We start from the raw sequence: 23,263 nt of genomic DNA, 5'->3' as shown, positions 1-23,263 counted from the left end.
CGTTAACCGTGCAAACGTGGCGAAACACGGCCGGTCGTTCGCTGACAGCGCACACCGGCGCCCGGGACCGTCCGGCAGGATGGCCCAGTGGCCCCGTTCGAGCTGCACGCCGGCGACCTGGTGGTGCGCGCGTTCCGCGCCTCCGACGCCGGGGAGCTCGTCCGCGCCCGGGACGACGCCGAGATCTCCCGCTGGTCCAACAGCTCACCGGTGCCGTACACGCTGGCCGACGCGCGGGAGTTCATCGACCTCGCCACCGCGGGGCTGGCCGACGGCAGGGCGTACGGCGGCGCGGTCACCGCCGCCGCGACCGGTGCACTGGTCGGCTCGGTGGTCCTGCACAGCGTCGACCCCGAGGCTCACACCGCGGAGATCGGGTACTGGTCCGCCCCCTGGGCGCGCGGGCACCGGGTCACCGAGCGGGCCGGGCGGGCCCTGCTGGAGTGGGGATTCCACCGGCTCGGGCTGGCCCGCGTCGACTGGCGCGCCGCGGTCGGCAACCACGCCTCCCGCCTGACCGGCCTGCGGCTCGGGTTCACCGTGGCGGGCGTCGTCCCGGCGCACCGGCGCCCGCGCGACGGCGCCCGCGTCGACGAGTGGTTCGGCTGGCTGCTGCCGGGCCAGCTCACCCCGCCCGGCTGGGAGGTGCCGGACTGGGTGCGGCGCACCGCGTACGCGTTCGGCCGCCCGCCGCCGACGCTGCCGGCCGGTCCGGTCACGCTGCGCCCGCCGGCCGAGCGGGACGTGCCCGGCCTGGCCGGGACGATGGCCGACCCCGACTCGATCCGCTGGTTCGGCGGGTCATCCCGGCCGGCCCGGCTCGCCGAGTACGTTCGTACGGATGTGCCAGCGCTGTGGGCGCGCGGCGAGGAGGCGGTCTTCGCGGTTGCGGACCGCGACGACGCCTGCGCCGGCACGATCGACGTCCGGGTACGGTGCGCCGACCCGGCCGTGGGAGAGATCGGCTGCGTCGTCGCGCCGGACGCCCGGGGCCGCGGCTACGCCACCGAGGCCCTGCGTGCCGTGTCCGCGTGGAGTTTCGCCGCACTCGGGCTGCGCCGCCTCGAATGGCGCGCCGAACTGGGCAATCCTGGGTCCCGGCGGGTCGCCGAAAAGGCCGGCTTCACCATCGAGGGGGTCGCCCAGGCCGGGCTGGGCCGCGATGACGGCCGCCACGACTGCTGGGTCGCGGCCCTGCTGCCGGTCGCGACGACGGGGAAGAGAGGCGCCGCATGATCGTGCCGACGATCGAGGGGGATGCCATCCGGCTGCGCGGCTACCGCCCGGACGACCTCGACGCGGTCGCGGCGGGCCTGGCGGACCCACTCACCCAGCGATTCATGCCGTCGCTGCCCGCGCCCTTCGAGCGCCGCCACGCCGAATCCTTCATCCGTACGGCGGCGCCGGAGGCGTTCGCGCTCGGCGGCTGCGCGTACGCGATCGCCGACCCGGCCTCGGACCGGCTGCTCGGCGGGGTGGGGCTGGTGAGCGTGGTGCCTGCCCGGCAGCAGGCCGAGCTGGGCTACTGGGTGGCGCCGCACGCCCGTGGCCGCGGGGTGGCGACCGCCGCGGTGCGGGCGCTGACCGGCCACGCATTCACGGCCGCCGTGGCGCGGCTGGAGCTGCTCACCCACTGGGAGAACGCGGCCAGCCAGCGGGTCGCCCTGGCGACCGGGTTCCGCCGTGAGGGCGTACGCCGCGGTGCCGCCGCCAACCGCGACGGCGGCCGGGACGACCTGCTGGCGTACGGGCGGCTGGCCGACGATCCGCCGGGGCCGACCGAGCGGCTGCTGCCGGACCTGCCGGGCGGGGAACTGACCGACGGGGTGGTCACGCTGCGCCCGCTGACCGGCGACGACATCGGCTTCTACACGGAGCTGCACACGCTGCCGGACGTGGTGGCCACCATCGTGCCGCCGGTGCCCCCCGGCTCGGAGGAGATCCGCCGCCGGTGCGCGCGGGCTCCGGCGCACTGGCTCAACGGCGACCGCGCGGACCTGGTGGTCGTCGACACGGCCAGCGGCGCCCCGGCGGGCAGTTTGGGACTGTTCTACCAGGAGCCCGTCACCGGACAGGCGATGATCGGCTACAGCATGCTCCCGGCGTTCCGCGGGCGCGGTCACCAGACCCGGGCGGTGCAGTTGCTGGCGTTGTGGGCGTTCGCGGAAACCGGCATCGCGCGGCTGGTCGCGGGGACCCTGCCGGACAACGCCGGTTCTCAGCGGGTGCTGGAGAAGGCCGGCTTCCAGCGGGAGGCGTTCCTGCGCTCGCGGCTGCCCGGGGTGGACGGCCGCCGCAGCGACGACGTGCAGTTCGCGCTGCTGGCGGAGGACCTGGTCCGGGAGGCGGCCGGCCTCGACCGGTGAGCCGGCCGCGATGACGCGGCGGGCGATCGACGGCCGGCGCACGGGCGATTCGGCTCGCGCACCGGCCGGCAGGCCCACTCAGGGCGTGGATTCCAGGCTGAGGATGCCGTAGTCGTACCCGCGGCGCCGGTAGACGACGCTGGGCCGGCCGCTTTCCTTGTCGTGGAAGAGATAGAAGTCGTGTCCGACGAGTTCCATCTGGAACAGCGCATCGTCGACGGTCATCGGATCCGCGGGGTGTTCCTTGTGGCGGACGATGCGGTATGGGCGGTTGTCGTCGTGCTCGGCCAGCGCGTCCTCACTCGCCTCCACGTCCGGTAGGTCGGTCGGCAGACCCGCCGTGGCGGCGGCTACCGAGACCGGGGCGCGGCGGCCGCGATGCACGCGGCGGCGGTCGGCGGCACGCCGGAGCCGAGCGTCGAGCTTGTTGATCGCTACGTCCAAGGCGGCGTAGAAGTCCTTGGCGGTCGCCTCGGCCCGAATGACCGGGCCTCGGGTCACCACGGTGATCTCGACGCGCTGGCAGTTGTCGGATTGCCGCGGATTGCGCTCATGGAACAGCTCTACGTCGGTCCGGATCAACTTGTGGTCGTAGCGTTCGACCTTGCTCAGCTTGTCACTAACGTGCACCCGGTAATGGTCCGGAACCTCTACGTTGCGGCCCTTGACGACAATGTCCACTCGTGACCTCCCCCAACGTTTCGTTCTGCGGGCGCCCGGCGGTGCCGGGGGCGCCGTACTGCGACGCGGTGTTGGCTGCGGCGGCGCCGGGTTCACGGGAATCCGGCAGGGGCCGGGCCAATGGCGGGAAGACGACTCCTTTCCGAAGCGGCAGGTCGGTCGCGCGACGCCGGCTTCCGGTGGCGGGTAATTCGTGCCACTTACCCTCGTCATCAAGACGCTAACGTGCGGATGCGCCCCAGTCACCCCTCGTTCGGGGAAGCGCGTCGGGACTTTGGGCCCGGTTCGCGGCCGGCCGGTGCGAGCTCCGATCGCTGCCCGGAACCGCCCGGCGCAGCTGCGTCGCGGCCAGCACCGCAGCGCCCGCAACCTGCATGTTCGCCTCCGTGAGCCGAGTTGCCACCGCGGCGAGCGTGGCGCCCGTGGTGACGATGTCGTCCACCACCACAAGCGTGCCTCTCATCGTCGGTCGCCGCGGCGAAATGCCGATCCGGGTCCCCTTGATTCGCAGCGAACTCTCAGCCACGGCGGCCCGGGCGTCCGCCCCCAGACCCGCCGAATCGGGCCGGGGCGCGGCGCGCAACGGCCGGGCCAGCTCGGCGTGCCAACCGGCGGCGCGCAGGCGGTGCACCGCGTGCCTGGCCAGGCGCGCCAGATGATCCCCGTGCCGCCGCCGGGCTGCGGCCGCGGTCGACGGCACCGGCACGAGCAGCAGTGGCGCCCCGGCGGCGGCGCCCGCCCGGACCGCCGCGGCGGCGACCGCGCCCGCCAGCAGGGCGCCGAGCGGGCGGGCCAGCCGGTGCCGGCCCCGCTCCTTGTACGCCAGCAGCGCGCCGCGCAGGGGCCCGGCGTACGGGCCGACCGCGGTACACGGGGGCATGCCCCGTGGCGGCGGCACGGGTACGGCCGGGTACGGGGTCAGCGCCTCCAGCGCGACCACGCATTGCGCGCAGGCGCCCAGCCGCAGCGGCACCCGCTCCGCGCCGCACCCGGCGCAGGCCGTGGGCAGGACCAGATCCGCCAGCCCCGCCAGCAGCTCCAGCCCGGCCGCACCGCGCCCGACAGCACGCGGCACGTTCGCCGGACCGGGGGCTTGCTGGATGGTGCGGTGCGGGGGCCGGATGGTGCGGTCACGCGGGGGCATGCTGCCGCTTGCGGGCACGTCAGCCGAGGAAGAACGGGGCCGTGGGCACGACTCCGGGAGACGGGTTCTGCACCGGCTCGGCGAGATTCGCCACGGTGATCTTGACCGCCTCGAACAGGGCGTCGTACGCGATGCCGTTCTGCACGTAGCTGACGGAGTTGGAGGTGACCCGGCCGGTCGCCGGGTTCGCCGGGTAGGCCGTCAGGTAGCTGACCGGCTCCGTACCGAGGTCCTGTAGCCGGTCGTACTCCAGGACGCCGTCGATCGACACGTCCATGACCGCCACCCGCTTGGTGTCCGCCCGGACTCCGGCCACCGCGAGCCAGCCCTCGCCACTCCAGTCCACCGCGGTTACGTTGAGTAGCGGCGTACGGATCTGCCGCGGGGCGCTGAGCTGCAGCACCTCTCCACCGGTCGCCAGCACGGTGACGTAGAGCCGTCCGCCCGCCACAAATGCGACCCGGTGCGCGTCCGGGGCGACGGCCACCGCCGTGACGGGGCCCGCGTCGATCGAGACGTCTATGCGCCGCGACGCCCCGCCCGCGGCGGTGAAGGCGTACACCGAGCCACCCGCCGGGATCAGGCCGAACGCGTCGCTGGACCGCTGGTCCGGGGTCACCGCCCACGACGGGTGGCCGAGCGGGCTGGGCAGGGCGACCCGGCGCAGCGGAGCCTGCCCGCCGATCCGGCCGACGCCCACCTTCAGGCTCTGCTTGCCGCCGGTCTCGCCGACCACCACGGCGGCATAGGTGTCACTGGTCGACGTGCTGATCGCCGCGGTCCGGACGTTGCGGTTGTCCGCCGCGGCCAGTACGGGCACCGGCTCCGTGGCTGCTGCGGAACCGGACAGCCGCCGGATGCGCCCGTCGTACACGACGAAGCGCTCCGGCCGGTCCGCCAGCCGGTACGCGAAGTTGCTGGCCAGGTAGTCCATGTCGGTGTAGTCGATGGGATCGCCGTGGCCGATGCGGAGTTCGAGCACCCTGGGCAGGTTCGGCCGCAGCGACCACATCAGCTGCCGCCGGAGCCGGTCCAGCGCGCGCGAGTCGTCCTGCGGCACCGCCTGCTCGCTGAGGTTGATCTGCAGCTTGTCGTTGCTGACCGCGGGCACGTTGCCGATCGCGGCGGTGCCGTCGGGCAGCGGGTCGACCGCGTCGGTGAGCCATGGGGCGGGCCCGGCGGTGAGCCACCGGAGGATCTCCGTGGGCTGCTGCTCGCTGGGCACGCTCAGCGGCATGTAGCGGACGTCCGGGACGAGGCCGGTGCGCTCGGTGTTCCAGAAGTAGATCGTCCGCTGGACGTAGAAGTTCGTGAACGCTTCGTCGCTGATCAGCAGCTGCGGCGGCGCCTTCTGCATGAACAGCCCGGACTGGCCCGCAAGGGTGCCGACCACGAGGTGGTGTTCGACGACCGGCTCGTTCGGGGTGGGCTCGAGGATGCCGTTGCGGCCCAGCACACCGAGCTGCTGCACCTTGACGGTCACGTTGTCGCTGCCCGGGTTGACCAGCGGCTTCTCGATCTGGCGGACCACGTGGATGTCCGGTGACGGCTTGAAGGCAGCCGAGGAGACCGGGGGCAGGAACTGCCGTACCCGGTTCGTGGCGTCGTCGAAGACCCCCGCGGCGGCCTGCAGATAATACTGCACGAACTGCGCCTTGTCGAGAGTGGCCTCGCGGTCGTTGCGGGTGGGCGGGATGTCGTTGCCCGACGACGTGCCGGTGGACGGGCCCGGCCCGATCGGGAGCACGGGGCTGTTGTCCGGGATGCCGCAGCCGCCGAGCCCGAGTGCGGCCAGCGCCACGCCGGTCAGCAGCAGGTGCAGCGGACGCCGTAGCCGCCTCATCCGGCCACCCCCGCCGGGTCGCCGGCGGTGGCCGGGCCGGACGCCTCGCCGGAGTCCACCGTGGGCGAGCCCGCCTCCGACACCGGCGAAGCCCCGGGCGAGTCCGCCGCCTCCGGCACCGGCTCGCGGTCGCGGGGGATCAGCGGCAGCGGCGCGGCCACCAGCCGGTCCCCGGAGCGTACGGGCAGGGTGAGGCGGAACTGGGCGCCGCCACCCTGGCTGCCCCACGCCTCCAGCCAGCCGCCGTGCAGCCGCGCGTCCTCGACGCTGATGGACAGGCCGAGGCCGGTGCCGCCGGTCTGGCGGGCCCGGGAGGGGTCGGCGCGCCAGAACCGGTTGAACACCAGCCGCTCCTCCCCCGGCTTGAGCCCCACCCCGTAGTCGCGGACGGTCACCGCCACGGCCGCGTCGTCGCAGGCGAGCGTCACCTCGACCGGCTTGCCCTCGCCGTGCTCGACGGCGTTGCCGACGAGGTTGCGCAGGATCCGCTCGACCCGGCGCGGATCCACCTCGGCGATCACGGGGCTGTCCGGCAGGCGCACCTCGATCGTCACGCCGACCCGCTCGGCGAGCCCGCTGAGCCGCTCGGTGACCCGCTGCACGATCGGCACGAGGTCGGCGTGCTCGGCGTCCAGGGCGGCGAAGCCGGCGTCGAAACGGCTGATCTCCAGCAGGTCGGTGAGCAGGCTCTCGAACCGGTCCAGCTCCGCCTGGAGCAGCTCGGCGCTGCGCGCCACGGCCGGGTCGAACTCCTCGCGCTCGGTGAAGATCAGGTCGGCGGCCATCCGTACGGTGGTCAGCGGGGTGCGCAGCTCGTGCGACACGTCGGAGGTGAACCGCCGCTGGAGCCGGGACATCTCCTCCAGCCGGACGATCTGCCGCTGCAGGTTGGCCGCCATCTGGTTGAACGACGCGGCCAGGAGCGCCAGCTCATCCTCGCCCGACACCTTCATGCGCTGATCCAGCAGGCCGGCGGAAAGCCGCTGGGCGGTCCGCGCGGCGTCCCGGACGGGGGTCACCACCAGCCGGGTCACCAGGGCCGCGACGATGCCCAGCAGCAGCACCAGGGTCAGCCCGGTGACCAGCACCGTGGTGCGGATCTGGTTGGCCGCGCGGTCCTCCGTGGTGAGCGGGACCAGGTAGTACAGCTCGACGTGGCCGAAGCTGGTCGGCACCGGGGAGCCGGACACCAGGAACTTCGTCTGCACCCCGCCGACCTCGGCCGTACGGATCTGCTGATACTCGCCGCCGCGCCCGGCCACGGCCTTGACCAGCCCCGGGGTGATCAACTGCGAGAGGTCGACGTTGGTCGAGCTGACCGGCTTGAGGTCGGGGTACTCCGCGGCGCGCAGCGTGACGATGGCGCCGCCGTTCTCGGCCGGGTTGCCGTCGGCCAGGTGGTCGACCGTGGCGCGCATCGTCGAGGGCAGCTTCGGGTCGAAGACCTGCCGGTGCACCGTGAGCTGATGGAACGCGTAATCCACCTTCGTGCGCATCTGTGCCTCGACCTCGTCCTGCGCGCGATTGAGCAGGATCTTGGCGCTGCGGTCCGCGACGAACCAGCCGAAGCCGCCGACGAGCAGGCTGGAGGCGACTAGGGTGATGGTGATGACCCGGGCCTGCAGGGAACGCCGCCACGCGCGGCGGGCGGGCGCCGCGGTGCGGCGGGCCCGCCGCACGAGGGCATGCCAGTAGCGCCGCACCAGCCGCAGCAGGCGGCGGACGGGCATGGGGAGCCAGGACGGAGCGCGCATCTCCCGGCCAAGGTTAGCGGGTCGGGTAACCGGCCGGTGCCCGCCTGTGGACGGGCTGTCCGGTGTCCGCCTGGCAGTCCCGCCTGTGTCTTACCTGCCGATCTTCGGGCCCGCCGATCTTCGGGCCTACCCGGTGCCGGCCTTGTAGCCGACGCCGCGCACGGTCAGGATGATCTCCGGGCGCTCCGGGTCGGGCTCGATCTTGGCGCGCAGCCGCTGCACGTGCACGTTGACCAGCCGGGTGTCCGCCGCGTGCCGGTAGCCCCACACCTGCTCCAGCAGCACCTCGCGCGTGAACACCTGGCGCGGCTTGCGGGCGAGCGCGACCAGCAGGTCGAACTCCAGCGGGGTCAGCTTCACCTCGTCGCCGTCGCGGGTGACCGTGTGCGCGGGCACGTCGATGGTGATCTGGTTGCCGGGCGGCCCGATGGTGAGCATCTCCGGTGCGGCGTCCTCGCCCCGGCGCAGCCGGGCCCGCATCCGGGCCACCAGCTCCTTCGGCTTGAACGGCTTGACGACGTAGTCGTCCGCGCCGGACTCCAGGCCCAGCACGACGTCGACCGTGTCGCTCTTGGCGGTCAGCATGACGATCGGGATGCCCGATTCCCCGCGGATGGCCCGCGCCACGTCGATGCCGCTCATCCCGGGCAACATGAGGTCGAGCAGGACGATGTCCGGCCGGTTCTCCCGAAAGGCGGACAGGGCGCGCTCGCCGTCGGCCACGAACGAGGGCAGAAATCCTTCGCTGCGCAGCACGATGCCGAGCATCTCGGCCAGCGCGGGGTCGTCATCGACCACCAGTACCCGGGCTCTCATGCGGTCCAATATTGCACTGCCTCTCCGGTTCCGGTGGAAGCGCCCCAGGCGATCTTTCCACCCGGCCTCACGCGAAGAGGGCGCTCCCCCAGTAGTCGCCGGCACCGCTGACGCCGGGTGGACAGGCGAAGATACCGCTCGACACGTGCCGGATGTACTCGTTCATGTGGTCGTGTCGCGCGAGATTCTGCTGGACCGGGACGAACGCGGTGCGCGGGTCGCGCTGATAGCCGATGAAGAACAGACCGGCGTTGAGCCGGCCAAGGCCATCGGAACCGTCGACGAAGTTGTACCCGCGGCGAAGCAGACGGGCCCCGGAGTTGACCGTGGGGTGGGCCAGCCGTACGTGCGAGTCGATCGCGATGACCGGCTCCCCGTCGGGCCGCTTGGCCTCCAGGTCGGGTTCGTCGAACTCGTCGGCCCGGCCCAGCGGCGCTCCGCTGCCCTTGGTCCGGCCGATGATGTCCTCCTGCTCGCCGAGCGAGGTCCGGTCCCAGGTCTCGATGAGCATGCGGATCTTGCGGGTCACCACGTACGCGCCGCCGGTCATCCAGGCGGGCCCGTCGCCGGGCTGCACCCACAGGTGGTCGCGCAACAGGTCGGTCTCCTCGGCCTTCAGGTTGGCCGTACCGTCCTTGAAGCCGAACATGTTGCGCGGGGTGGCCTGGTCCTTGGTGGTGGACGAGGTACGGCCGAAGCCCAGCTGCGACCACCGCACCGTGACCACGCCCATCCCGATCCGCGCCAGGTTACGGATGGCGTGCACCGCCACCTGGGGGTCGTTGGCGCACGCCTGCACGCAGATGTCGCCGCCGGAGATGGGCTCCTCGATCAGGTCGCCCTGGAAATGCGGCAGGTCCACCAGCGCGGCGGGCCGCTGCGCCGCGATGCCGAACCGGTCCTTGCCCGCGGCGTCGCGAAACAGCGTCGGCCCGAAGCCCACCGTCAGGGTCAGCCCGGACGGCGGCAGCCCGATCGCCTCGCCGGTGTCGTCCGGTGGCGCCTCCAGGATGCCGCCGACCGCACCGGCCTCCCCGGCGTCGCGCCCGGCGGTCATCCGGGCCGCGGCCGCGGTCCAGTCCTTGAGCATCTGCACCAGGCGGGCCCGGTCCTTGGTGACGACGTCGAACGCCACGAAGTGCAGCCGGTCCTGGGCGGGGGTGACGATGCCGGCCTGGTGCGCCCCGGTGAAGGCGATCGCGTCCGCGGCGGGGGCACCGGCCGCGGCCCCGTCGGCCTGCCAGGTGCGCACGACCGCGCCGCCCATCGCGGCGGCCCCGGCGATACCGGCCACCCCGGCGCCCGCCAGCGCGATGGCCCGACGGCGGCTGACGGTGCTCTCAGACATCGGGTTCCCTTACTTCGCGGCGATGACGCCGGCGATCTTGCTGATCGGCTCGGCCAGGGCGTTGATCGCGTCGGACAGACCCTTCAGCTCCGCCTCGGACAGCTGGTTGTGCAGCTTCCAGCCGTCACCGACGCGGTACTTGGCCAGCTCGGCGTCCACCTTGGCGAAACCCTCGTCAATGGACTTCACGAGCTGCGGGTCGCGCTTGAGAAGCGCCGGGCGCAGTGCCGCGACGGCCGCCTTGGAACCCTCCACGTTGGCCGCGAAGTCCCACAGGTCGGTGTGCGAGTACCGGTCCTCCTCGCCCGTGATCTTGCCGTTGGCGACCTCGTCGAGCAGTTCCTTGGCGCCGTTCGCGAGCTGCAGCGGGGTCAGCTTCTCGGCCTGGGCCTTCGCGGCGATCGCGCGAACGTCCGCGTCGAGCTGGTCGGCGATGGCGCCGTCCTTGCTCACGTCGCCGCCGACCCACAGGTCCTTCTCCAGCTTGTGGAAGCCGGTGAACGGCAGTTCCTTGGTGGCGCCGTCCTCCCGGCCGTCGATCTTCGGGTCGAGGTCGCCGAAGACCTCGGCCACCGGCTCGATCCGCTCGTAGTACGTGCGGGCCACCGGGTACAGCGCCTTGGCCTTGGCCACGTCGCCCGCCTTGACCGCGGCGGCGAACTCGGCCGTCTTGTCGACCAGTGCGGTGGCCTGGGACTGCACGTACCGGGAGTAGTCGGCGCTCGCCGCGGCCAGCGCGGCGTCCGCGGCCAGCGGCGCGGCCGAACCCGAGACCGTCAGCGCGGTGCGGATGCCCTGGCCGACCATGCCCGGCTTGCACGACGCCTGGTACGTGCCGGCGGGCAGCTCGACGCGCAGCTCGCGGGACAGGCCGGGGGTGATGTTCTCCACCTCGCCCATCACCCGGTCGCCGTCCGCGTAGACGTAGAACTCGGTGACCTTGGCACCGGAGTTCGTGACCTTGAAGACCGCGGTGCCCGCGTCGAGCGTGGTGCGGGCCAGCTCGCAGGCCGAGTCGGTCGCCTTGACCGTGATCGGGCCACCGGCCGCGGCGGCACCGTCGGTCTTGTCGCCGGTGCACGCGGCCAGGGCGCCGCCGGTGAGGGTGCCGACGGCGGCGAGGGCGAGGAAACGGGTGGTGCGCATGGTGCGGGGTTCTCCTACTGTTGCGGCGCGGGCGCCGGGGCGGACTGCGGTTGCGGCTCGGAATGCGCGGGCAGCGCGGCGGCCGCCGTCGTGGGCTCTGCGGTCGCGGGGGCCGGCGCCGTCGTGGGCTCCGCGGGGGCGGAAGCCGACGTCGTGGGCTCGGCGGTGGCGGGGGCCGGCGCTGCGCGGCGTGGCCGCCAGAGGAACAGCACCAGTACGGGCACGCCGTAGGCGAACCAGGCGACGACCTCCAGCACGGTCGGCTCGGCGGTGATGTTGAACATCCCGGACAGCAGGGCGGCGTACCAGGTGGACGGGTCGAGGACGCCCGCCGCGTGGTAGGCGATGGTGCCGATGCCGGGCAGCACACCGGATTCCTGGAGGTCGTGCACGCCGTACTTGAAGATGCCGGCGGCGACGAGGATGAGCAGGGCGCCGGTCCAGGTGAAGAACACCGTGAGGTTGATCCGGACGGCGGTCGCGAACAACAGGTAGCCGATCACGATCGCCGTGGCGATGCCGCCGAGCAGCGCGTACAGCGGGGCGCCGTTGACGTCGGCGCCCTGCACCGCGGCGTAGAAGATCATGGAGGTCTCGAGCCCCTCGCGGACCACCGCGAGGAAGGCCATGATCAGTACGGCGAAGGAGCCGACCGCGAGCGCGTCGTGCAGCTTGTTGCGCAGGTCCCCGGCGATGCCCCGGGCGGCCCGGCGCATCCAGAAGATCATCCAGGTGACGAAGACGACCGCGGCGACCGAGGTGACCGCCTCGAACAGCTCCCGGTCGTCGTAGTCGCGCAGCAGCGTGGTCTGGGTGTAGCTGAGCAGCCAGCCAAACAGGACGGAGAGGGCGACCGCCGCGCCGACGCCGAGCCAGACCTGTGGCAGGCGGTCCTTGCGCTGCGACTTCACGAGGAAGGCGATGAGGATGCTGACCACCAGGGTGGCCTCCAACCCCTCGCGCAGGCCAATGAGGTAGGTGGCGAGCATGGCACTCCGACTTCCGGGGCGTCGCCGGTCGAGGGATCGGCCGCGAGCACCTTGCTAAGGCATTCCTAACTAAGGCTCGGGTTACCTTACTCGGAGCGGCGGCGCTCGCGTCAAGTCGCCTGGCTATTCAGCTGGTCACAGGGCGAACGGCCCCCACTGCCGGGTCACTCGGCCGGACGGCGGTCGAATTCACCCGCGCGTACGCCGGCCAGGAACGCGGTCCAGCCGGTGGTGTCGAAGGCCAGCACCGGCCCCTCGGGATCCCGGGAGTCGCGGACGAGGACGACCTCCATCGCCCGGGCGATCTCGACACAGTGGCCATTCGCCGCGCTGCGCGTGCTCTTGCGCCAAGCGGGGGCGGTCCCGTGGTTCTGCTGCAACGCCATGCCCCTTCCGGTGACTTTCATTGAATAGCCATCCGGCCCAACGCATGAGCAGTCACTGCAGCTCCTCCCCCGTACGGGCGACCAGGGCCCGACTGGCATCGGGGTCGAGCGCCCGCTCCCACACGTCGGCGAAGAACTTGCGGTACAGCTGCACCTCGGCGGGGCGGTCCCGGAACACCCCGCCCGTGGCGTCCTCGACGTGGGCCACCTCCGAACGGCCCACGACGCCGAACTCGAAGAGCATGAACGATCCGGCCAGGGCCGCGTGCGCGCCCGCGGCGAACGGCAGCACACGCACCTCGATCCCGGGCCGCCCACACGCGTCGTGCAGCCGGTGCAGCTGGCGGCGCATGGCAGCCGGGCCACCGACCTGCCGGTGCAGCACCGCCTCATCGAGCACCACGGACAGCCGGGGCGGCGCGTCGCGGGTCAGCACGGCCTGGCGCGCCATCCGCAGCGCCACCCGCCGCTGCACGGTCTCCGGATCCGTCCGGTCCGCGCCGACCTCGATCACGGCGCGGGCGTACTCGTCGGTCTGCAGCAGGCCCGGTATCACCTGGGCCTCCCACTCGCGGATCACGGCCGCCTCCGCCTCCAGCGCCACGTACTCGTCGTACGGGTCGGGCACCGCGGAGCGGTACGCGCTCCACCAGACCCGGACCCGGCCGCGCCGGGCCAGCTCGTGCAGGCGGATCCGGTCACCCCCGGTAACCCCGTATGCGGCCAGGAGGCGATCGAGGTCGGCGTCGCGGATGCCGGTACGGGCGGTCTCGATGCGGCTCAGTTTCGACTCGGACCAGCCGAGCGCAGCCGCCACGGAGGCACCCCGGCGCTCGCCCCGGAGCCGGCGCAACTCGCCACCGAGTTCACGGCGAGCGGTGGTCGTCGGCCTCGGCACGGCATCACCGTACCGGGTTCTTGGTAACGTTCCGCAACTTGCAGATCGCCTTCTGCACTTGCAGACCGGGACCCGGCGTGGGCTAATGGACATATCGACGGGCCCGATGGTGGTCGGGCCCCGGCCCTTCAGCCGGGGTGGCGGCGCCGGTGGCGGCAACCGCCGGCCCGCCGGAGAAGATCGAGCCCCGTCCACGGTGGACGGGGCTCGATGCCGTCTTTTCCACTCGAACAGGTGACCGCCGCGGCGGCGTGGGCCGACGGTCCCCGCGGACCCGCCGCCGACATGGTCCGCCCTCCCCCGGCCCGGCCCCGGACAGCGAACGAGGCGGCAGGTCTGTGACCCACCGCCCCGTTCATCCCCCCGGTTTGGTACCGCGCGCGTCCGTGGGACCCCCCGATCACCAATGACGCTGCGTGGTTATAGATTCACACTCCGCATACGCCCATGTCAAGCAAATCCAGAAATTTCCGATTTGATTGTCGGACCGACGTTCGCTGACCGTGACCCTCCGGCACCATGACGCGGGCTCCGGGGACTTCCGAGGGCGAGCTGATCCAGCGACGCGAGCGGCGCCAACGGGACCGACCTGCCCGGTGGCGGGCAGGCACCCACGGCGACGTTCGGCCCACCACCGACAGCGGGGAGTGGTCCGGGGCGGAACCGCCTATTCGGCTGCGGTGGCGACGAACGCCTCGCCCATGCCGGAGAGCGTGACCGGCCCCGCCGTGGCCGGGGCGTACGCCGCCGTACCGGGCGTCAGCACGACCGGCGATGCCGCCGCCTCGAGCGGCTGCGCGACGGTCACCGCGCCGCGTACGCCGAGCACGATGCGCGGGCCGGCCGCCGGCACGGGCACCGGGGCGCCGTCGAGGGTGACCCGGTACAACGCGAACTCACGTACCGGCACCCGCCAGGTCAGCACGCCCGGCGCCACCTCGTACGCGGGCAGCATCGGGTCGGCCAGCACCTCGAAACGCAGGACGCGCAGCAGCTCGTCCACGTCCACCCGTTTGGGGGTCAGTCCACCGCGCAGCACGTTGTCGCTGGCGGCCATGATCTCCACACCGGTGCCCGCGAGGTAGGCGTGCAGGTTCCCGGCCGGCATCCAGATCGCCTCGCCCGGTGCGAGCCGGACGTGGTTGAGCAACAGGGAGACCAGCACCCCGGGGTCGCCCGGGTAGTGCTCGGCCAGGCCCGCGGCCAGGGCGAACTCGCGGGCGTACGGATGATCGTCGGGGGCCGCCAGGGTGGCGCTGACCACCGACTCGATCAGCGCCGGACGCTCGCCGGCGGGCCAGGTCAGCAGCGTGTGCACCGCGTCGCGCAGACCCGCCGGGCCGGCCCGCAGCGCGGCCACCACCGGCGCCAGCTGCGGCAACGCCAGCCCCTCCAGCACGGCCGCGGACACGTCCGGCGCGCGGAACCCGCACAGTGCGTCGAATGTGGTCAGCGCGACCAGCACCTCGGGCTTGTGGTGCGGGTCCGTGTAGATCCGCGGCGCATCCGGGTCGGCCTGCTGCCGCGCGTACGCCTCCCGGGCGTACGCCGCGTCCGGGTGCGCCTGCAGCGACAGCGGCGCGGCCGCGGCCAGCACCTTCATCAGGTACGGCAGCCGCCCGTCGAACTCCTTCGCCACCTGCGCGCCGAGCTGACCCGTGGGATCCGCGGCGATCAGGGTCGCCAGGCTCGCCGGCCCGTGGGGGCCCGTGACGGTCGACGGGTCACCGGGGTGCGCGCCGAGCCACAGCTCGGCCTCGGGGGCGTCGGTCGGCGCCGGCCGGCCCTGGAGCCCCGCGATGGCCGTCCGCGAACCCCAGGCGTACGGGCGGATCACGCCGGTCAGCGGAAGGATGTGCATGCCGGTCATGCCAGCCCGGGCGGTATGGGTCCGGCCGACCCCGCGGCCGCCGTGTCGTCCGCGGTCGCCTTGCCGGGGCGGTAGATGTCAGGTTCGAGGTAGATGACGCGGGCGATCGGCAGCGCCGCACGGATCCGGGCCTCGGTCTCGTCGATGTGCCGGGCCACCTCCTCGGCCTGGTCCGTACGCGGCACCGCGATCTTCGCGGCGACCAGCAGCTCCTCCGGGCCCAGGTGCAGCGTCTTCATGTGGATGATCCGGTCGACGCCGGGGCCGGTCAGGATCGCCTGCTCGATCGTGCGCACGTCCTCCGGGTTGGCCCCCTCGCCCAGCAACAGGCTCTTGGTCTCGATGGCCAGGACCACGGCGATCGCGACGAGCAGCAGGCCGATCATCGCCGTACCGATGGCGTCCCACACCCCGTTGCCGGTGATCAGCGTGAGCACCACGCCGAACAGCGCGAAGACCAGGCCGAGCAGCGCGCCCGCGTCCTCCAGCAGCACGACCGGCAGCTCGGGGGCCTTGGCGCGGCGCACGAACTCGACCCACGACGTGTTGCCCCGGATGTGGTTGGACTCCGCGATCGCCGTCTTGAACGAGAAGCTCTCCAGGCCGATCGCGATGACCAGCACCACCACCGGCACCCACTTCCAGCTGTGGATGCCCTCCGGGTGCTGGAGCTTGTGGTACGCCTCGTACAGCGCGAACAGGCCACCGACGGAGAACAGCACGATGGAGACGATGAACGCATAGATGTAGCGCTCCCGCCCGTACCCGAAGGGGTGTTGCGGGGTGGCCTTGCGGGTGGCCCGCTTGCCGCCGACCAGCAGCAGGGCCTGGTTGCCGGAGTCCGCGACCGAGTGGATCGCTTCGGCCAGCATCGACGACGAACCGCTGAGCCCCCAGGCGATGAACTTGGTCAACGCGATGCCGAGGTTCGCCCCGAGCGCCGCGATGATCGCCTTGGTACCGCCGCCTGCACTCACTGCTGTCCTCCGCCGTACTGTCCCTGATGGCCGTGCTGTCGCTGGATCCGCGCCGGGGATCCGCTCACGAGCGCGCCTCCGGCATCGGGTTGCTGAGTTCCTTCATCTCGCTGATCGCGGGCACCGCCATCGGGTCGAGCCCGTGCGCGAGCGCCAGGTAGAGCGAGGCGAAGTCCGGCACGGCCACGATCGACGCCAGCCGCTCCAGCGTCGAGCCGCCCTCGGCGGTGATCACATCACACCGCACGCCACGCCGCTCAGCGAGCGTCTGCACGGCGTCCGCGCGGCGCTCCTCGACCGCGACCGGCTCGTCCGCCTCGTCCTCCGGGTTGAGCCCGCCGTCGCGCATCAGGACCAGCCGCAGCCGGGTCTGGCCGGCCTCGTCGTCCTCGGAGTCGGCGAAGATGTCCCGGTTCGACTCGGCCAGGCCACCGAAGACCCCGTCGAGCAGGCCGACCCGCCCGCGCCCGGCCTCGCCGAGGGCCCCGGCCATCACCGGGTACCGGGCGTTGGCCGCGAGGGTGTCGGCGAACCGGCGGGCCGCGACCGTGGCCAGCGGCGACGATCCCCAAACGATCGGGATGGACCCGGCCAGGCCCAGGGCCAGCGACTTCGCCGGGTTGACGAACGACTCGGCGCCGGGGCGGCAGCGTTCCGCGTCGGCGTCGAGCCGGATCGCGGTCTCGGCCAGGTCCGCCTCGGCGAGCTTGACCAGCCCGAGGGCGCGACCGGCGAACAGCACCGGGACCGTCAGGCCCCACAGGCTGGCCCGGGCCGGGGCGCGCCGGGGCACCTGGATGAACGGGGCACGGGCGCGTTCCGCCATGGCCTGCAGTTCGGAGTCCGGGTTGCCGATCGCGACGAGCCGGGCGCCGCGACGGGCGGCGGCGTCCGCGGCGGCCAGCGCCTCGGGGCTGCGGCCGCTGGCCGACACCGCGATCACCACGTCGGCGGCGCCGACCCAGCCGGGTACGCCCGAGCTGCGGTGCCCGATGATCGGAACGGGGCACCGGGGCCCCGCCACGGTCGCCAGGATGCTGCCGGTCAGCCCAGCCGTACCGATGCCCGCGACCACGACCGCCCGGGGGCGGCCCTCGTCCTCGAGCATGCTGAGGTCGGTCTCGGCCGCCAGCGCAGCCGACTCGCGGACCTGGGCGCCCGCGGAGGCGGTGGCGCGCAGCATGCCGCCCGGGTCGTTGCCCAGCATCACCTGCTCGTCGTCGAGCAGCGACTCGTCCGCCGAGCGGTGGCCGTGCACCCCCGCCGTGCCTTCCCTGGACGCACCCATCACGCCTCGCCCTCCCCCGCCGGGCCGCTCCCGGGCAGCCTGGCCTCGTCGAGCAGCAGGACCGGGATGTCGTCGCGGATCTCGAAGATCCGGCCACACTCGGTGCACGTCAATGTCTGCGCCTCCGCGTCGTGGGTCAGCGGCGCGTGATGCGTGTCCGGGCAGGCCAGAATCTCCAGCAGCTGCGGATCGAGAGCCACCGAACGGCTCCTTCGGCTCGGGTGCGGTATCGGGCCCCAGGATCCTATCCGCGCACGATGGCGAGCACCTCGTCGCGGAGGGCCGCCATACGATCAGGTTTCGGCGCCTCGACGTTGAGCCGCAGCAGTGGCTCGGTGTTCGACGCGCGCAGATTGAACCAGGCACCCTCGCCGACGTGCACCGTGAGGCCGTCCAGGTCGTCCGTGGCGGCGCCGGGGAACGCGGCCCGGACCTCGGCCATCTTCGCCGCGGCGTTCGGCACGGTCGAGTTGATCTCTCCGGAGGAGCTGTAGCGCTCGTACTCGGCGGCGAACTCCGACAGCGGGTGATCCTGGCCACCGAACGCGGCCAGCACGTGCATCGCGGCCAGCATGCCGGTGTCGGCGTACCAGAAGTCGCGGAAGTAGTAGTGCGCCGAGTGCTCGCCACCGAACACCGCGTTCGTCCGGGCCATCTCCGCCTTGATGAACGAGTGGCCGACCCGGCTGCGCACCGGCTTGCCACCGTGCTCGGTGATGATCTCGGGCACCGCGGCCGAGGTGATCAGGTTGTGGATGACCGTGCTGCCCGGGAACTTCGCCAGCTCCCGGGTCGCCACCAGGGCGGTGATCGCGGACGGTGAGACCGGCTGGCCGCGCTCGTCGACCACGAAGCAGCGGTCGGCGTCGCCGTCGAAGGCCAGGCCCAGGTCGGCACCGTGCTCGCGGACCGCGGCCTGCAGGTCGACGAGGTTGGCCGGGTCGAGCGGGTTGGCCTCGTGGTTCGGGAACGAGCCGTCCAGCTCGAAGTAGAGCGGCACGATGGTCAGCGGCAGCCCGGGCAGCACCCGGTCGCCCAGCACGGCCGGCACGGTGTGCCCGCCCATGCCGTTGCCCGCGTCCACCACGACCTTCAGCGGCCGGATGCCGGACAGGTCGACCAGCGAGCGCAGGTGCGCGGCGTAGTCGCGCAGCAGGTCGCGGGGCTCGATGCGTTCCACGCCGTCGGCCACCTGGGCCAGCGAGTTCAGCTGGTCGTCGGCGTACTGCCGGACGAAGACCAGGCCGCTGTCCTGGCCGACCGGGCGGGCGCCCGACCGGCACAGCTTGATCCCGTTGTACTGGGCCGGGTTGTGGCTGGCGGTGAACATCGCACCGGGCAGGTTCAGCGCGCCCGAGGCGTAGTACAGCTGGTCCGTGGAGCCGAGGCCGATGTGCAGCACGGCGGTGCCGGCCGCGTTGACGCCCTTGGCGAACGCGGCGGCCAGCCCCGGGCCGGAGTCGCGCATGTCGTGGGCGACGACGATCGTCTCCGGGTCGTCGCCGGATTCGCGCAGCATCTCCACGAAGGCGGTGCCGAGCGCGCGGGCCACGGTTTCGTTGAGCTGATCCGGGACGATACCGCGCACATCGTACGCCTTGACGATCTGCGACAGATCAGACAATTGATCTCTCCTCAGCGATGATTACCTCTGCCCGAGCCTATCGGAGCTGCGGTATCGGGCAGGCCGCAACCGCTCGGCTCCACCGTCTCGGTCGAATCACTCGGTCCATCCGGACACCCGGAGCGTCCCGGGCGGCTTCCACCGTCCGAGACCGTCGATCGACCCCCGGCTCTTTCTTGTGGGGCGCGCCCGCGCGGGCCACGATGAGTGGGATCGGAGGTCTGCAGCATGTCCAACCCGTGGCTCGCCCTCCACGCGGGCGCCGACCCCACCGCCCGCATCACCGAAGTGGGCCGCGCGTACGAGCGGTTCGTCGCCGGGGACGCCGGACCCCAGCTGCCGGTACGCCCGGTCGTGGTCGAGTCGTGGCGGCGCTCCGCCGACGCCCGGTTCGACCCGGACGGCACCGCGCCGATCGAACTGCGCGACGACGAGCTGGAGGCGTACCGGGCGGCCCACCCGCTGGCCTGCGTGCTGCCGATCTTCCGGGACCTGCTGGGCGGGCTGGCTGAGGACGGCGACCACATCGTCGCGGTGTGCGACGCGCACGGGCGGCTGCTCTGGGTCGAGGGCACCCCGGCCGTGCTGGACGGCGCCGCCCGGATGAACTTCGTGCCCGGCGCCCGGTGGGACGAGGCCAGCGCGGGCACCAACGCGCCGGGCACCGCGCTGGCGGTCGACCACCCCCTGCAGATCTTCGCCACCGAGCACTTCTGCCGCCCGGTCCAGGACTGGACCTGCACCGCCGCCCCGATCCACGACCCGGCCACCGGGCGGCTGCTCGGCGCGATCGACGTGACCGGCGGGGACCGCCTGGCCAACCCGCACAGCCTCGCCCTGGTCCGGGCCACCGCGCTGGCCGCCGAGGCGTACCTGCGTACCCAGCGGACCGCGCCGCGGGCCGCGGCGGCCGTGACCGCGCTGGGCCGCGACGAGGCGGTGCTGACCGTCGCGGGACGCCGGATCCGGCTCGGGCGCCGCCACTCCGAACTGCTCGTGCTGCTGCTGGCCCATCCGGAGGGCCGCACCGGCGAGCAGCTCGGCATCGACCTGTATCCGGACGACCCCAGCCCGGTGACCGTCCGGGCCGAGCTGTCCCGGCTGCGCCGCATCCTGGGGCCCCAGCTGCTCGGCTCGCGGCCGTACCGGCTGCACTCCGACGTGGACGCCGACTTCCGCGCCGTGCCGCGGCTGCTCGAACAGGGCCTGGTCACGGACGCCCTGGCCGCGTACGGCGGGCCGCTGCTGCCCGGCTCGGAGGCGCCCGGCGTGGTCCGGCTGCGCCGCCTCGTCGAGGACCAGCTGCGCGCGGCGGTCCTGGCCGGCAGCGACCGGACCCTCCTGCAGACCTGGGTGCGCTCGCCGTGGGGCGCCGACGACCTGCAGATGTGGGAGGCGTACGCGACGGCACTGCCGGTGGGCGCACCCGCCCGGCCCTTCGCGATCGGCCGGATCGCCCGCCTCACCGCCGAGTACGGGCTACCCGCGCCGGGCAGCGCCGCAACGTCGATGCAACGTCGCCCGCTCTAGCGTCTGCGCACCCCCTGCCGCCCGGGGCAACGGCGCCCCGGGCGGCCCCCTGGCTCGGAGGTGCGCATGACCGTCTACTCCCCACCCGGCACCGACGGCGCGATCATGAGTTACGCGTCGCGGTACGACCACTGGATCGGCGGCGAGTACGTGCCACCGGCCCAGGGCCGGTACTTCACCAACCCGTCTCCGGTCACCGGCCAGGACTTCTGCGAGGTGGCCCGCGGCACCGCCGAGGACGTGGAGAAGGCCCTGGACGCGGCGCACGCCGCGGCACCCGCGTGGGGCCGCACACCCCCTGCGGAACGGGCCGCGGTCCTCAACCGGATCGCCGACCGGATCGAGGCCAACCTGGAGAAGCTGGCCGTCGCCGAGAGTTGGGAGAACGGCAAGCCGGTCCGCGAGACCCTGCTGGCCGACCTGCCCCTGACGGTCGACCACTTCCGCTACTTCGCCGGAGCCATCCGGGCGCAGGAGGGCAGCCTCAGCGAGGTGGACGCCGACACGGTCGCGTACCACTTCCAGGAGCCGCTGGGCGTGGTCGCCCAGATCATCCCGTGGAACTTCCCGATCCTGATGGCCGCGTGGAAGCTGGCCCCCGCGCTGGCCGCGGGCAACGCGGTGGTGCTCAAGCCCGCCGAGCAGACCCCGGTGTCGATCCACTACCTGATGTCGCTGATCGCGGACCTGCTCCCGCCGGGGGTGGTGAACATCGTCAACGGCTTCGGGGTGGAGGCGGGCAAGCCGCTGGCGTCGTCAAGCCGGATCGCCAAGGTGGCGTTCACCGGCGAGACCACCACCGGCCGCCTGATCATGCAGTACGCCAGCGAGAACATCATCCCGGTGACGCTGGAGCTGGGCGGCAAGAGCCCGAACATCTTCTTCGACGACGTCAGCGCGGCCGACGACGACTTCTTCGACAAGGCGCAGGAGGGCTTCGCGATGTTCGCCCTCAACCAGGGCGAGGTGTGCACCTGCCCGTCGCGGGCGCTGGTCCAGCAGGGCCACTACGCGGACTTCCTCGCCGCCGGGGTGAAGCGGGTGGAGAACATGCGCCAGGGCAACCCGCTGGACACCGACACCATGGTCGGCGCGCAGGCCTCCAACGACCAGCTGGAGAAGATCCTGTCCTACCTGGACATCGGCCGCCAGGAGGGGGCGAAGGTCCGCACCGGCGGGGCCCGCGCCGAGCTGGGCGGCGACCTGTCCGGCGGGTACTACGTGCAGCCGACCATCCTCGAGGGCAGCAACACGATGCGGGTCTTCCAGGAGGAGATCTTCGGGCCCGTGGTGGCGGTGACCTCGTTCACCGACTACGCCGACGCGATCACCACCGCCAACGACACCCTGTACGGCCTCGGCGCGGGCGTCTGGACCCGGGACGGGACGACCGCGTACCGGGCCGGGCGGGCGATCCAGGCGGGCCGGGTGTGGACGAACTGCTACCACGTCTATCCGGCGCACGCCGCGTTCGGCGGGTACAAGCAGTCCGGCATCGGCCGGGAGAACCACAAGATGATGCTGGACCACTACCAGCAGACCAAGAACCTGCTCGTCAGCTACTCACCCAAGGCCATGGGCTTCTTCTGATGGGCGACCGGGTCGAGGTGAGCACCGCAGCGGCCGAGCTGATCCGCGCACTGCGGGGGCAGCACGGGCCGCTGATGTTCCACCAGAGCGGCGGCTGCTGCGACGGCAGCGCACCGATGTGCTACCCGCAGGGCGAGTTCCGTACCGGCGACTCCGACGTGCTGCTCCAGGAGCTACGCATCGACGGGGTGGCCGAGCCGGTGCCGTTCTGGATGAGTACGGCGCAGTACGCGGCGTGGAAACACACCGACCTCACCGTGGACGTGGTGCCCGGCCGCGGCAGCGGCTTCTCGCTGGAGGCACCCGAGGGGCTCCGGTTCCTGATCCGCAGCAAGATCCGGACGGAATAGTCACTCCACAGTGTATTTCCGTGCCGGATTCTCCCCCGCACCCATCTGCCGTCCGTTCCGTTCCGTACGGCAGATGGGGGCGGCAGGGGGTCGCCCCGCGACGGAGGAGAATCTTGATGCTCAGCACCCGCAGGTCCCGGGTACGCGCGGCAGCGGCCACCGGAATGGCGGTGGTCGCCATCAGCGTCGGCGCCGTGACGTTCAACGCGTCCGCGCAGGAGGTCCAGGCGCACCCGGCTCCGAGTCCCAACCCGACCATCGCCCCGCCGCCGGGATCAACGAAGGTCGCCGAGGTGCACGTGCAGAAGGGCACCCAGACCTACACGTGCACCGGTGGCGTGTTCACGGGTACCCCGTCCACGCCGGAGGCCCGGCTGGTGGGTCAGGGCGGCCCGTTCCACCACTTCGCAGGCCCGAGCTGGCAGTCGGAACGCGACGACTCGCTGGTGACGGCCACGCGGAAAGCCTCCTCGGAGGTGCCCGGCGCCATCCCGGAGCTGCTGCTGGAGGTCAACAGCCACACCGGCAGCGGGATCCTCAGCCCGGTGACGCACATCCAGCGGCTGCGCACCTCGGGCGGCGTCGCCCCGGCCGGCGCGTGCACCGACGGCGAGAAGGTGTCCGTGCCCTACAGCGCCACGTACGTGTTCTGGGCAGCCTGAC

Annotated in this window: 21 protein-coding genes; 6 read left to right on the top strand and 15 right to left on the bottom strand. The window is 72.6% G+C overall.

Going from position 1 to position 23,263, the window contains the following annotated elements:
• Positions 1–87 precede the first annotated feature (87 nt).
• Both ACMCNO_RS06980 and ACMCNO_RS06975 read left to right on the top strand, forming a co-directional pair.
• Positions 88–1,236: a GNAT family N-acetyltransferase gene (locus ACMCNO_RS06980; RefSeq protein ID WP_412748583.1), complete on the top strand. Its 1,149-nt coding sequence runs from the start codon at positions 88–90 to the stop codon at positions 1,234–1,236.
• A complete protein-coding gene (locus tag ACMCNO_RS06975) occupies positions 1,233–2,366 on the top strand; it encodes a GNAT family N-acetyltransferase (RefSeq protein ID WP_412748582.1) in 1,134 nt (377 codons plus the stop codon). The genes ACMCNO_RS06980 and ACMCNO_RS06975 overlap by 4 nt, the downstream gene beginning before the upstream one ends.
• Positions 2,367–2,444: 78 nt before the next feature.
• On the opposite strand, the gene hpf is transcribed toward ACMCNO_RS06975, so the two are convergent.
• From hpf to ACMCNO_RS06900, 15 genes are all read right to left on the bottom strand, one after another.
• Entirely contained in the window at positions 2,445–3,047 is a 603-nt protein-coding gene (gene hpf / locus ACMCNO_RS06970) for a ribosome hibernation-promoting factor, HPF/YfiA family (protein WP_412748581.1), read from the bottom strand.
• Between the two features lie 220 nt (positions 3,048–3,267).
• Positions 3,268–4,191, bottom strand: coding sequence for a ComF family protein (locus ACMCNO_RS06965; protein ID WP_412748580.1), 924 nt, complete (start codon positions 4,189–4,191; stop codon positions 3,268–3,270).
• Between the two features lie 19 nt (positions 4,192–4,210).
• Positions 4,211–6,034, bottom strand: a complete 1,824-nt coding sequence (locus tag ACMCNO_RS06960; RefSeq protein WP_412748579.1) for an LpqB family beta-propeller domain-containing protein — start codon at positions 6,032–6,034, stop codon at positions 4,211–4,213.
• Positions 6,031–7,764: an MtrAB system histidine kinase MtrB gene (mtrB, locus tag ACMCNO_RS06955; protein ID WP_412753643.1), complete on the bottom strand. Its 1,734-nt coding sequence runs from the start codon at positions 7,762–7,764 to the stop codon at positions 6,031–6,033. The genes ACMCNO_RS06960 and mtrB overlap by 4 nt, the downstream gene beginning before the upstream one ends.
• Before the next feature lie 150 nt (positions 7,765–7,914).
• The gene (mtrA, locus tag ACMCNO_RS06950) at positions 7,915–8,604 is read right to left on the bottom strand and encodes an MtrAB system response regulator MtrA (protein WP_412748578.1); all 690 of its coding nucleotides are present in this window, start codon (positions 8,602–8,604) and stop codon (positions 7,915–7,917) included.
• Positions 8,605–8,671: 67 nt separating this feature from the next.
• Complete coding sequence (gene efeB, locus ACMCNO_RS06945; RefSeq protein ID WP_412748577.1) at positions 8,672–9,952, bottom strand: iron uptake transporter deferrochelatase/peroxidase subunit; 1,281 nt, start codon at positions 9,950–9,952, stop codon at positions 8,672–8,674.
• Positions 9,953–9,961: 9 nt separating this feature from the next.
• The gene (gene efeO, locus ACMCNO_RS06940) at positions 9,962–11,098 is read right to left on the bottom strand and encodes an iron uptake system protein EfeO (RefSeq protein ID WP_412748576.1); all 1,137 of its coding nucleotides are present in this window, start codon (positions 11,096–11,098) and stop codon (positions 9,962–9,964) included.
• A 14-nt stretch (positions 11,099–11,112) separates the two neighbouring features.
• On the bottom strand, positions 11,113–12,087 hold the full coding sequence (gene efeU, locus ACMCNO_RS06935) for an iron uptake transporter permease EfeU (RefSeq protein WP_412748575.1): 975 nt from the start codon (positions 12,085–12,087) through the stop codon (positions 11,113–11,115).
• Between the two features lie 164 nt (positions 12,088–12,251).
• Entirely contained in the window at positions 12,252–12,473 is a 222-nt protein-coding gene (locus ACMCNO_RS06930; RefSeq protein ID WP_412748574.1) for a DUF397 domain-containing protein, read from the bottom strand.
• A 52-nt stretch (positions 12,474–12,525) separates the two neighbouring features.
• Entirely contained in the window at positions 12,526–13,371 is an 846-nt protein-coding gene (locus ACMCNO_RS06925; protein WP_412748573.1) for a helix-turn-helix domain-containing protein, read from the bottom strand.
• Between the two features lie 667 nt (positions 13,372–14,038).
• Positions 14,039–15,232 (bottom strand): mannose-6-phosphate isomerase, class I, encoded by a 1,194-nt coding sequence (gene manA, locus ACMCNO_RS06920; protein ID WP_412748572.1) that lies wholly within the window; start codon positions 15,230–15,232, stop codon positions 14,039–14,041.
• Positions 15,233–15,237: 5 nt separating this feature from the next.
• The gene (locus ACMCNO_RS06915; protein WP_412748571.1) at positions 15,238–16,218 is read right to left on the bottom strand and encodes a cation diffusion facilitator family transporter; all 981 of its coding nucleotides are present in this window, start codon (positions 16,216–16,218) and stop codon (positions 15,238–15,240) included.
• Positions 16,219–16,282: 64 nt separating this feature from the next.
• Entirely contained in the window at positions 16,283–17,506 is a 1,224-nt protein-coding gene (locus tag ACMCNO_RS06910) for an SIS domain-containing protein (protein WP_412748570.1), read from the bottom strand.
• Complete coding sequence (locus ACMCNO_RS06905; RefSeq protein WP_412748569.1) at positions 17,506–17,706, bottom strand: Trm112 family protein; 201 nt, start codon at positions 17,704–17,706, stop codon at positions 17,506–17,508. Before ACMCNO_RS06905 ends, ACMCNO_RS06910 begins: the two co-directional genes overlap by 1 nt.
• Before the next feature lie 44 nt (positions 17,707–17,750).
• Positions 17,751–19,094: a phosphomannomutase/phosphoglucomutase gene (locus tag ACMCNO_RS06900; protein WP_412753642.1), complete on the bottom strand. Its 1,344-nt coding sequence runs from the start codon at positions 19,092–19,094 to the stop codon at positions 17,751–17,753.
• A gap of 264 nt (positions 19,095–19,358) precedes the next feature.
• Between ACMCNO_RS06900 and ACMCNO_RS06895 the strand changes: the two genes are divergently transcribed.
• The 4 genes from ACMCNO_RS06895 (at position 19,359) to ACMCNO_RS06880 (ending at position 23,262) form a co-directional block, all read left to right on the top strand.
• Positions 19,359–20,660, top strand: coding sequence for a GAF domain-containing protein (locus ACMCNO_RS06895; RefSeq protein ID WP_412748568.1), 1,302 nt, complete (start codon positions 19,359–19,361; stop codon positions 20,658–20,660).
• 66 nt (positions 20,661–20,726) lie between these two features.
• A complete protein-coding gene (locus tag ACMCNO_RS06890; protein WP_412748567.1) occupies positions 20,727–22,250 on the top strand; it encodes an aldehyde dehydrogenase family protein in 1,524 nt (507 codons plus the stop codon).
• Complete coding sequence (locus ACMCNO_RS06885; protein ID WP_412748566.1) at positions 22,250–22,600, top strand: DUF779 domain-containing protein; 351 nt, start codon at positions 22,250–22,252, stop codon at positions 22,598–22,600. Before ACMCNO_RS06890 ends, ACMCNO_RS06885 begins: the two co-directional genes overlap by 1 nt.
• 116 nt (positions 22,601–22,716) lie before the next feature.
• The gene (locus ACMCNO_RS06880; protein WP_412748565.1) at positions 22,717–23,262 is read left to right on the top strand and encodes a DUF3455 domain-containing protein; all 546 of its coding nucleotides are present in this window, start codon (positions 22,717–22,719) and stop codon (positions 23,260–23,262) included.
• Position 23,263 lies beyond the last annotated feature (1 nt).

The organism is Krasilnikovia sp. M28-CT-15, assembly GCF_047159595.1.
GTDB lineage: Bacteria > Actinomycetota > Actinomycetes > Mycobacteriales > Micromonosporaceae > Actinoplanes.
Note: the sequence above shows the minus strand (reverse complement) of the source record. Positions and strands in the feature narration are given on the sequence as shown.

Bases quoted from the DNA above. Each gene is read 5' to 3' on its own strand.
- ACMCNO_RS06975 (WP_412748582.1), top strand. From the start codon at position 1,233: ATGATCGTGCCGACGATCGAGGGGGATGCCATCCGGCTGCGCGGCTAC.
- ACMCNO_RS06965 (WP_412748580.1), bottom strand. From the start codon at position 4,191: ATGCCCCCGCGTGACCGCACCATCCGGCCCCCGCACCGCACCATCCAG.
- ACMCNO_RS06960 (WP_412748579.1), bottom strand. From the start codon at position 6,034: ATGAGGCGGCTACGGCGTCCGCTGCACCTGCTGCTGACCGGCGTGGCG.
- mtrB (WP_412753643.1), bottom strand. From the start codon at position 7,764: ATGCCCGTCCGCCGCCTGCTGCGGCTGGTGCGGCGCTACTGGCATGCC.
- mtrA (WP_412748578.1), bottom strand. From the start codon at position 8,604: ATGAGAGCCCGGGTACTGGTGGTCGATGACGACCCCGCGCTGGCCGAG.
- efeB (WP_412748577.1), bottom strand. From the start codon at position 9,952: ATGTCTGAGAGCACCGTCAGCCGCCGTCGGGCCATCGCGCTGGCGGGC.
- efeO (WP_412748576.1), bottom strand. From the start codon at position 11,098: ATGCGCACCACCCGTTTCCTCGCCCTCGCCGCCGTCGGCACCCTCACC.
- efeU (WP_412748575.1), bottom strand. From the start codon at position 12,087: ATGCTCGCCACCTACCTCATTGGCCTGCGCGAGGGGTTGGAGGCCACC.
- ACMCNO_RS06930 (WP_412748574.1), bottom strand. From the start codon at position 12,473: ATGGCGTTGCAGCAGAACCACGGGACCGCCCCCGCTTGGCGCAAGAGC.
- manA (WP_412748572.1), bottom strand. From the start codon at position 15,232: ATGCACATCCTTCCGCTGACCGGCGTGATCCGCCCGTACGCCTGGGGT.
- ACMCNO_RS06910 (WP_412748570.1), bottom strand. From the start codon at position 17,506: ATGGGTGCGTCCAGGGAAGGCACGGCGGGGGTGCACGGCCACCGCTCG.
- ACMCNO_RS06895 (WP_412748568.1), top strand. From the start codon at position 19,359: ATGTCCAACCCGTGGCTCGCCCTCCACGCGGGCGCCGACCCCACCGCC.
- ACMCNO_RS06890 (WP_412748567.1), top strand. From the start codon at position 20,727: ATGACCGTCTACTCCCCACCCGGCACCGACGGCGCGATCATGAGTTAC.
- ACMCNO_RS06885 (WP_412748566.1), top strand. From the start codon at position 22,250: ATGGGCGACCGGGTCGAGGTGAGCACCGCAGCGGCCGAGCTGATCCGC.
- ACMCNO_RS06880 (WP_412748565.1), top strand. From the start codon at position 22,717: ATGCTCAGCACCCGCAGGTCCCGGGTACGCGCGGCAGCGGCCACCGGA.